Source organism: Pseudomonas sp. O39, assembly GCF_045447295.1.
Lineage (GTDB): Bacteria > Pseudomonadota > Gammaproteobacteria > Pseudomonadales > Pseudomonadaceae > Aquipseudomonas > Aquipseudomonas antarctica_A.
In genome coordinates this window covers 1-637 of the sequence record NZ_JBJGXV010000069.1, presented here as the reverse complement: position 1 = coordinate 637, position 637 = coordinate 1, and the positions used below count along the sequence as shown (strand labels likewise).

General features: G+C 59.3%; 1 pseudogene. It reads left to right on the top strand.

Annotated elements, in window-relative coordinates:
- Window positions 1–637: pseudogene (locus ACI77D_RS29330) on the top strand (type IV secretion protein Rhs); the annotation flags it as partial.

The following is a 637-nucleotide window of genomic DNA, read 5'->3' as shown; positions in this document are numbered from 1 at the left end:
AGTGGATTGCGGGTTGGGGTTTGGCTGGAGTCATGCGCTGACCCAGCGGCTGGTGGTTACGGGTGATTCGGTGGTGTGGACGGATCATGAGAACCGGTCGACTGCCCTGCCCTTGCCGACTGCCGCCCGGCCGTCGATTACCAACAGCCTGGCCGAAGCGGCGATTTATCTGGGGGCTTTGCCCGATGAACTGGTGCTGGCTCAGGCGTCGCGTTTTTATCACTTTCGCGACGGTGTGCTGACAGCCATCAGTGATACGTATGACAACCGGCTGCGGATTTCTCGTGATCGCCTAGGGCGAATTAAGCGGCTGGATAACGGTGTAGGCCGGTGTTTGTTTTTGCGCTACGAACAGGGCCGCATTGCTGCGGTGGACTACCAGGTTCATCGCGCCAAAGGGCATGAACCCTTTGAATGGGTGACTGAACAGAACGTCGTTTCCTACGCCTATGACGATATTGGCCGACTGGTGTCGGCGACCAACGCTGTCGGTGAAAGCGAGGTTTATCGGTACGACGATCAGCACGTCATTCTGGAACGGCAGCTGGCCGGTGGGGCGAGTTTCTTTTGGGCGTGGGAACGGGCTGGCAAGGCGGCGCGCTGTGTCCGGCACTGGGCCAGCTTTTCGCAGATGGAC